Origin of the sequence: Escherichia sp. KCJ4928, assembly GCF_004352695.1 — a bacterium.
Lineage (GTDB): Bacteria > Pseudomonadota > Gammaproteobacteria > Enterobacterales > Enterobacteriaceae > ECMA0423.
On record NZ_SJWV01000195.1, the window covers coordinates 1 to 7094 of the forward strand.

The 7094-nt window shown below is 47.3% G+C and carries 9 protein-coding genes; 6 read left to right on the forward strand and 3 right to left on the reverse strand.

Translation table 11 applies throughout. The features are described from left to right. Nucleotides 1-2: 2 nt before the first annotated feature. From E0D98_RS19855 to yeaK, 3 genes are all read left to right on the forward strand, one after another. The gene (locus tag E0D98_RS19855; protein WP_233396794.1) at nucleotides 3-1394 is read left to right on the forward strand and encodes a GGDEF domain-containing protein; all 1392 of its coding nucleotides are present in this window, start codon (nucleotides 3-5) and stop codon (nucleotides 1392-1394) included. A gap of 180 nt (nucleotides 1395-1574) precedes the next feature. Then, a complete protein-coding gene (gene dgcJ, locus E0D98_RS19860; RefSeq protein WP_001295489.1) occupies nucleotides 1575-3065 on the forward strand; it encodes a diguanylate cyclase DgcJ in 1491 nt (496 codons plus the stop codon). Between the two features lie 42 nt (nucleotides 3066-3107). Next, the gene (yeaK, locus tag E0D98_RS19865; RefSeq protein ID WP_050877019.1) at nucleotides 3108-3611 is read left to right on the forward strand and encodes a mischarged aminoacyl-tRNA deacylase; all 504 of its coding nucleotides are present in this window, start codon (nucleotides 3108-3110) and stop codon (nucleotides 3609-3611) included. Here yeaK and yoaI read toward each other — a convergent pair whose 3' ends face one another. After that, nucleotides 3612-3716 (reverse strand): small membrane protein YoaI, encoded by a 105-nt coding sequence (gene yoaI / locus E0D98_RS19870; protein WP_000999630.1) that lies wholly within the window; start codon nucleotides 3714-3716, stop codon nucleotides 3612-3614. A 169-nt stretch (nucleotides 3717-3885) separates the two neighbouring features. Between yoaI and E0D98_RS19875 the strand changes: the two genes are divergently transcribed. Next, on the forward strand, nucleotides 3886-4332 hold the full coding sequence (locus E0D98_RS19875; protein WP_050877018.1) for a DUF441 domain-containing protein: 447 nt from the start codon (nucleotides 3886-3888) through the stop codon (nucleotides 4330-4332). Here the strand turns inward: E0D98_RS19875 and nimR are convergent. Then, nucleotides 4289-5110 (reverse strand): DNA-binding transcriptional regulator NimR, encoded by an 822-nt coding sequence (nimR, locus tag E0D98_RS19880; protein ID WP_000972250.1) that lies wholly within the window; start codon nucleotides 5108-5110, stop codon nucleotides 4289-4291. The genes E0D98_RS19875 and nimR overlap by 44 nt on opposite strands. Nucleotides 5111-5206: 96 nt before the next feature. Between nimR and nimT the strand changes: the two genes are divergently transcribed. Next, nucleotides 5207-6388, forward strand: coding sequence for a 2-nitroimidazole transporter (gene nimT / locus E0D98_RS19885; protein ID WP_000128477.1), 1182 nt, complete (start codon nucleotides 5207-5209; stop codon nucleotides 6386-6388). Nucleotides 6389-6442: 54 nt separating this feature from the next. Continuing rightward, nucleotides 6443-6790: a DUF488 domain-containing protein gene (locus E0D98_RS19890; protein WP_001297652.1), complete on the forward strand. Its 348-nt coding sequence runs from the start codon at nucleotides 6443-6445 to the stop codon at nucleotides 6788-6790. A gap of 21 nt (nucleotides 6791-6811) precedes the next feature. Here the strand turns inward: E0D98_RS19890 and yoaF are convergent, their stop codons facing one another. Beyond that, on the reverse strand, nucleotides 6812-7066 hold the full coding sequence (gene yoaF / locus E0D98_RS19895) for a DUF333 domain-containing lipoprotein YoaF (protein WP_000691903.1): 255 nt from the start codon (nucleotides 7064-7066) through the stop codon (nucleotides 6812-6814). Nucleotides 7067-7094: the final 28 nt, after the last annotated feature.

A 7094-nucleotide genomic window follows, 5' to 3' on the forward strand; every position in this document is an offset into this window, starting at 1 on the left:
ATATATCTCTGCCATCAATAAAATCCAGCACTCACATTGCTCTCCTTTTTATGGTTTCTATGGGTACACAAAAATTAAAAGCTCAAAGCTTTTTTATTTTCAGTTTATTGCTGACGTTAATTTTATTTTGCATCACCACATTATATAACGAAAACACAAATGTAAAACTCATCCCACAGATGAATTACCTGATGGTTGTTGTGGCTTTGTTTTTCCTTAACGCCGTCATTTTTCTTTTCATGTTAATGAAATATTTCACTAACAAACAAATTTTACCAACACTCATTTTAAGCCTTGCATTTTTAAGTGGCCTTATCTATTTAGTTGAAACCATTGTAATTATCCATAAACCAATTAACGGCAGTACACTGATCCAGACAAAGTCGAATGATGTTTCTATTTTCTATATTTTCCGCCAACTCAGTTTTATTTGTTTAACCTCGCTGGCACTCTTTTGTTATGGAAAAGACAACATCCTTGACAACAATAAGAAAAAAACGGGAATCCTGTTGCTGGCGCTGATTCCTTTTTTAGTTTTTCCCCTTCTGGCACACAATCTGAGCAGTTATAACGCTGACTATTCTTTGTATGTCGTCGACTACTGTCCGGACAACCATACTGCGACCTGGGGAATCAACTATACAAAAATATTGGTTTGTCTGTGGGCATTTTTACTGTTCTTTATTATCATGCGTACACGATTAGCCAGCGAACTATGGCCGTTAATAGCATTATTATGTCTGGCATCGCTATGCTGCAACTTACTTCTACTGACTCTGGATGAGTATAATTACACCATCTGGTATATCAGTCGCGGGATTGAAGTTTCCAGTAAACTGTTTGTTGTGTCTTTTCTGATTTATAACATTTTTCAGGAACTGCAACTCTCCAGCAAACTGGCAGTTCATGATGTGCTGACCAATATTTATAATCGGCGCTACTTTTTCAACAGCGTAGAGTCATTATTGTCGCGACCTGTTGTTAAGGACTTCTGTGTCATGCTGGTTGATATTAATCAGTTCAAACGCATCAATGCCCAATGGGGACATCGTGTGGGTGATAAAGTGCTGGTTTCAATTGTCGATATTATCCAGCAAAGCATCCGCCCTGATGATATTTTAGCGCGACTGGAGGGTGAGGTGTTTGGCTTGCTATTTACCGAACTCAATAGTGCCCAGGCAAAAATCATTGCGGAACGTATGCGTAAAAATGTCGAACTCCTGACCGGCTTTAGTAACAGATATGATGTTCCTGAACAAATGACCATCAGTATTGGCACGGTTTTTTCAACGGGTGACACGCGTAATATCTCGCTTGTCATGACGGAAGCAGATAAAGCCTTACGCGAAGCGAAAAGCGAGGGGGGCAACAAAGTGATTATTCATCATATTTAAGTGCAAAAATATTCAGAGCCATGCTTTTTGCGTGGCTTTTGCATACAATTTATTACTATTACCCCTAAATTTCCCCTCCCCAGCGGCGCAGAGATGAGTATAATTAGCGCCCCTGTGCCAGGCCGCAATCGAACTTTATCTGGTTTTCTCGTTTCACTAACCGAAGGAGTGCCATTTATCATGAAATTGCACCATAGAATGCTCCGGCATTTTATCGCCGCAAGTGTCATTGTGCTGACATCTTCCTTCCTTATTTTTGAACTTGTCGCCAGCGACAGAGCAATGAGTGCCTATCTGCGCTATATCGTGCAGAAAGCAGACTCCTCCTTTCTTTATGATAAGTATCAGAATCAGAGTATTGCCGCGCATGTGATGCGCGCTCTCGCTGCTGAGCAGTCGGAAGTGTCGCCAGAACAGCGGCGCGCCATCTGCGAGGCTTTTGAGTCTGCCAATAATACCCATGGCTTAAACCTGACTGCCCATAAATACCCGGGCTTACGCGGCACACTACAAACCGCATCCACTGACTGCGACACAATTGTGGAAGCTGCAGCACTATTACCCGCTTTTGATCAGGCAGTGGAAGGCAACCGCCACCAGGATGATTACGGTTCAGGTCTTGGGATGGCCGAAGAGAAATTTCACTATTATCTCGATCTCAATGACCGCTATGTCTATTTTTATGAGCCGGTTAATGTTGAATACTTTGCGATGAATAACTGGTCCTTCCTGCAGTCAGGAAGTATTGGCATCGATCGCAAAGATATTGAAAAGGTATTTACCGGGCGTACCGTATTGTCGAGCATTTACCAGGATCAGCGTACTAAACAGAACGTGATGAGTTTGCTGACGCCGGTATATGTCGCAGGGCAGCTAAAAGGGATTGTGCTGCTGGATATTAACAAAAACAATTTGCGGAATATCTTTTACACTCATGACCGCCCTCTCCTCTGGCGTTTTCTCAATGTCACGCTAACCGATACCGATTCGGGGCGCGACATTATCATCAACCAGAGCGAAGATAATCTGTTCCAGTATGTCAGTTACGTCCATGACTTACCGGGCGGCATTCGTGTCTCGTTATCCATTGATATTCTTTACTTTATCACGTCTTCGTGGAAAAGCGTTCTGTTCTGGATTTTGACGGCGTTAATTTTGCTGAATATGGTGCGGATGCACTTCCGCTTATACCAAAATGTGTCGCGAGAAAATATTAGTGATGCGATGACTGGACTGTATAATCGCAAAATTTTAACCCCTGAACTGGAGCAGCGGTTGCAGAAACTGGTGCAATCCGGTTCTTCGGTGATGTTTATTGCAATTGACATGGACAAGTTAAAGCTAATAAATGACACCCTCGGTCATCAGGAAGGGGATTTAGCGATTACGTTGTTAGCTCAGGCGATTAAACAATCGATTCGTAAAAGTGATTATGCCATCCGACTCGGTGGCGATGAATTCTGCATCATTCTTGTCGATTCGACGCCGCAAATTGCAGCACAACTGCCTGAACGTATCGAAAAACGTCTGCAACATATCGCGCCGCAGAAAGAGATCGGCTTCTCTTCCGGTATTTACGCGATGAAAGAAAACGATACGTTACATGATGCGTATAAAGCTTCCGATGAGCGTTTATATGTCAATAAGCAGAACAAAAACAGCCGTTCATGATAACCTTCTGTGGTTGTTTGCTTGTAATCTCAGGAGCGTGAAATGACTGAAATGGCTAAAGGAAGCGTGACGCATCAGCGGTTAATCGCTTTATTATCACAAGAAGGTGCTAACTTCCGCGTCGTTACCCATGAAGCGGTAGGTAAATGTGAAGCGGTGTCAGAAATTCGTGGCACCCCTTTAGGCCAGGGAGCTAAGGCACTGGTATGTAAAGTCAAAGGCAATGGCGTAAATCAACATGTTCTGGCGATCCTCGCTGCCGATCAACAGGCCGATCTGAGCCAACTCGCCAGCCATATAGGCGGATTACGCGCTTCGTTGGCCAGCCCGGCGGAAGTCGATGAACTCACAGGCTGTGTCTTCGGCGCGATCCCCCCTTTCAGCTTCCATCCAAAACTCAAACTGGTTGCCGACCCTCTACTCTTCGAACGATTTGATGAAATCGCCTTCAATGCAGGGATGCTGGATAAATCCGTTATTTTGAAAACCACGGATTATTTGCGCATTGCGCAACCAGAACTGCTCAATTTCCGCCGCACTGCGTAACTAGCCTGTCCGTTCAATAAGCAGAACGGACAAAACCAGCACAACAGCAATGGCAAAAAACGATGACGTGATAATCAGTGTCTCGACGAACATTTGATCGTTCATAGCATGCCCCCGGGAGATAGCTGTTTTCACGTTATTGTTAGCGTGCACAAATGGCAGTTTGATGACAGTTCGCCTGATTTTTTATGCAAAAAACGTAAAGATTTTCTACTTCCTTCCTGCAGCAAGCGTAAAGTAAGCAGGCTTATTATTTTTTGGCAAGGAAACCACGATGTTTGATGTCACTTTGCTGATCCTGCTCGGGTTAGCTGCGCTGGGCTTTATCAGTCATAACACCACTGTCGCCGTTTCAATTCTGGTGTTGATCATTGTCCGCGTCACACCGTTAGGCACCTTTTTCCCGTGGATTGAAAAACAGGGGCTAAGTATCGGGATAATCATTCTGACGATTGGCGTTATGGCCCCCATCGCCAGCGGGACGCTACCGCCCTCAACCTTGATTCACTCGTTTCTGAACTGGAAATCGCTGGTGGCAATTGCAGTAGGCGTTATTGTCTCCTGGCTGGGTGGGCGCGGCGTGACCTTAATGGGCAGCCAGCCGCAACTGGTCGCCGGGCTGCTGGTAGGCACTGTTTTAGGCGTGGCGCTGTTTCGCGGCGTACCGGTCGGCCCGCTTATTGCCGCGGGTCTGGTTTCGCTGATTGTGGGGAAACAGTAGTTAATCCCGCAATATATCGGCCTGGCGTTTGCCCCAGGCCTTTCTTAAACATAGTAATAAAGGCCGTTGTTGAATCATACCCCAGCGTATGAGCAACTTTCTGTACAGTATCGCCTTTCACTAATCCCTGAAGTGCCATAATCAGCTGTAACTGCTGACGCCACTGGCGAAAACTCAACCCCGTCTCTTTTACTATCAGTCGCGCAAGATTGCGTTCACTCATCGCAAAAAAGCCAGCCCATTGCCCTAATGACCCCCACTCGACGGGCCCTTTCGCCATCATCTCCACCATCGTGCGGATTTTAGGATGAGAAGAAACGGGCAGGTGCAGCTGTTGTTGTGGCTGCTGAGGGAGTTCATCAAACAGGACCTGAATTAATCTGCGGGTCATCGGCTCAGCACGCTGAGTCGTCGTCCTGTTTGCCAGGGTTAAAATCAATTCCCGGCATAAGGGCGATATTTTCAATGTGCAACATGTTGTCGGCATTGTCACTGCGCTGGGTTCGATAAACAGAAAACAGAGTTCAGCGTTAGCTGTCACTTGATTGCTATGTTCCACCCCGCCCGGTATCCAAACCGCATATTGCGGCGGCACCATCCACAAAGCATTTTCCACCGTACAGGTAATTGCACCATGTAATGCTAGTATCAGCTGTCCTTTGCGGTGCTGATGTACAGGACTGGTTAACTCATCCGTTCCGGCGTGAATACAAAATGCGACCGCGGCTTCATGGTGTCGGTCGGGTTCATAGCCATTGAGATTCAACCTGTGCATCATTTTGTCCGAATTTAGCGATAATTTGTCATTTTAGCTTGATTCAACATAACAATAAAAACGGTAAGGTACAGCCTCGTTTGTAACAATGAGAAGCATATGACCTGTTCAACTTCATTAAGCGGCAAAAACAGGATTGTCCTTATCGCTGGCATTCTGATGATTGCCACAACATTACGCGTCACCTTTACCGGCGCAGCGCCGTTACTGGATACGATTCGTTCCGCTTACTCGCTGACGACAGCGCAAACCGGCTTATTAACCACCCTGCCATTATTGGCCTTTGCGCTAATCTCACCTTTGGCTGCCCCGGTGGCGCGACGTTTTGGTATGGAACGTAGCCTGTTTGCCGCGTTACTTTTGATCTGTGCAGGTATCGCAATTCGTTCTCTCCCTTCGCCTTACTTATTATTTGGCGGTACAGCGGTCATTGGCGGTGGGATTGCATTAGGCAATGTCTTACTGCCAGGATTAATTAAACGCGATTTCCCTCATTCCGTCGCCAGACTTACCGGCGCATATTCCCTGACAATGGGAGCTGCAGCGGCACTGGGATCGGCTATGGTCGTGCCGCTGGCTTTGAACGGTTTTGGCTGGCAAGGCGCGTTGTTCATGCTGATGTGTTTTCCTCTGCTGGCTCTTTTTTTATGGCTGCCACAGTGGCGAAGCCAACAACATGCAAATTTGAGTACCTCGCGCGCCTTACATACTCGGGGTATCTGGCGTTCGCCGCTTGCCTGGCAGGTCACATTGTTTCTTGGGATCAACTCACTGGTCTATTACGTGATTATTGGCTGGCTTCCGGCGATCCTCATCAGTCGCGGCTATAGCGAAGCACAGGCGGGTTCACTGCATGGTTTGCTGCAACTAGCCACAGCAGCTCCCGGTTTGCTGATCCCTCTTTTCTTACATCATGTGAAAGATCAGCGTGGTATTGCAGCGTTCGTTGCCTTGATGTGCGCAGTGGGCGCTGTTGGGCTCTGCTTTATGCCAGCGCACGCGATCACCTGGACTCTGCTTTTCGGTTTTGGTTCCGGCGCAACAATGATACTGGGGTTGACGTTCATTGGTCTTCGGGCAAGTTCTGCGCATCAGGCGGCGGCACTCTCGGGGATGGCACAATCCGTCGGGTATTTGCTGGCAGCCTGTGGGCCGCCGCTGATGGGTAAAATACACGATGCTAACGGTGACTGGTCCGTACCACTGATGGGTGTTGCCATACTTTCACTACTGATGGCGATTTTCGGACTTTGCGCCGGGAGAGACAAAGAAATTCGCTAATATCCGGTGCTATAGTGACGTGACAAATCATGCGTGAAAGGGAGAACAAACACGATGAATATTCAGTGCAAACGCGTTTATGATCCGGCTGAACAGAGCGATGGTTATCGCGTACTGGTCGACCGCCTCTGGCCGCGCGGTATCAAAAAAACCGATTTAGCCCTTGATGAGTGGGATAAAGAAATCACGCCGTCAACGGAACTGCGCAAAGCCTTTCACGGCGAAGTCGTCGATTTTGCAACCTTTCGCGAGCAATATCTTGCAGAACTGGCGCAACACGAGCAAGAAGGAAAGCGGCTGGCGGACATCGCCAAAAAACAGCCGCTGACCCTGCTCTACGCAGCAAAAAACACCACGCAGAACCATGCGCTGGTGCTGGCCGACTGGCTACGTAGCTTGTGATTTTAGTACAGCATCCGGCGGTTATTTTTCACCAGCCGGATGGTCCCGTCGCCACAATGCCCATTCATCAATCGTTTCACCGCCCGGTAATTTGCAATTGTTGCTGACCCCTTGCGCTGTCTGCACTGGAATGAGCGTCCCGCCCTTCTGCTGGCAATAGACCGACGCCGGATTTGCCATACCAATCTGCGGCGGTTTAGGTGCTTCTGGCTGAGAAGAGGTTGAACAACCAGCCAGGACCAGCAAGCAAGGCAAAGCAAAACTGATAATTTTCAGTTATTGATCTCACACATTTATCTACGCT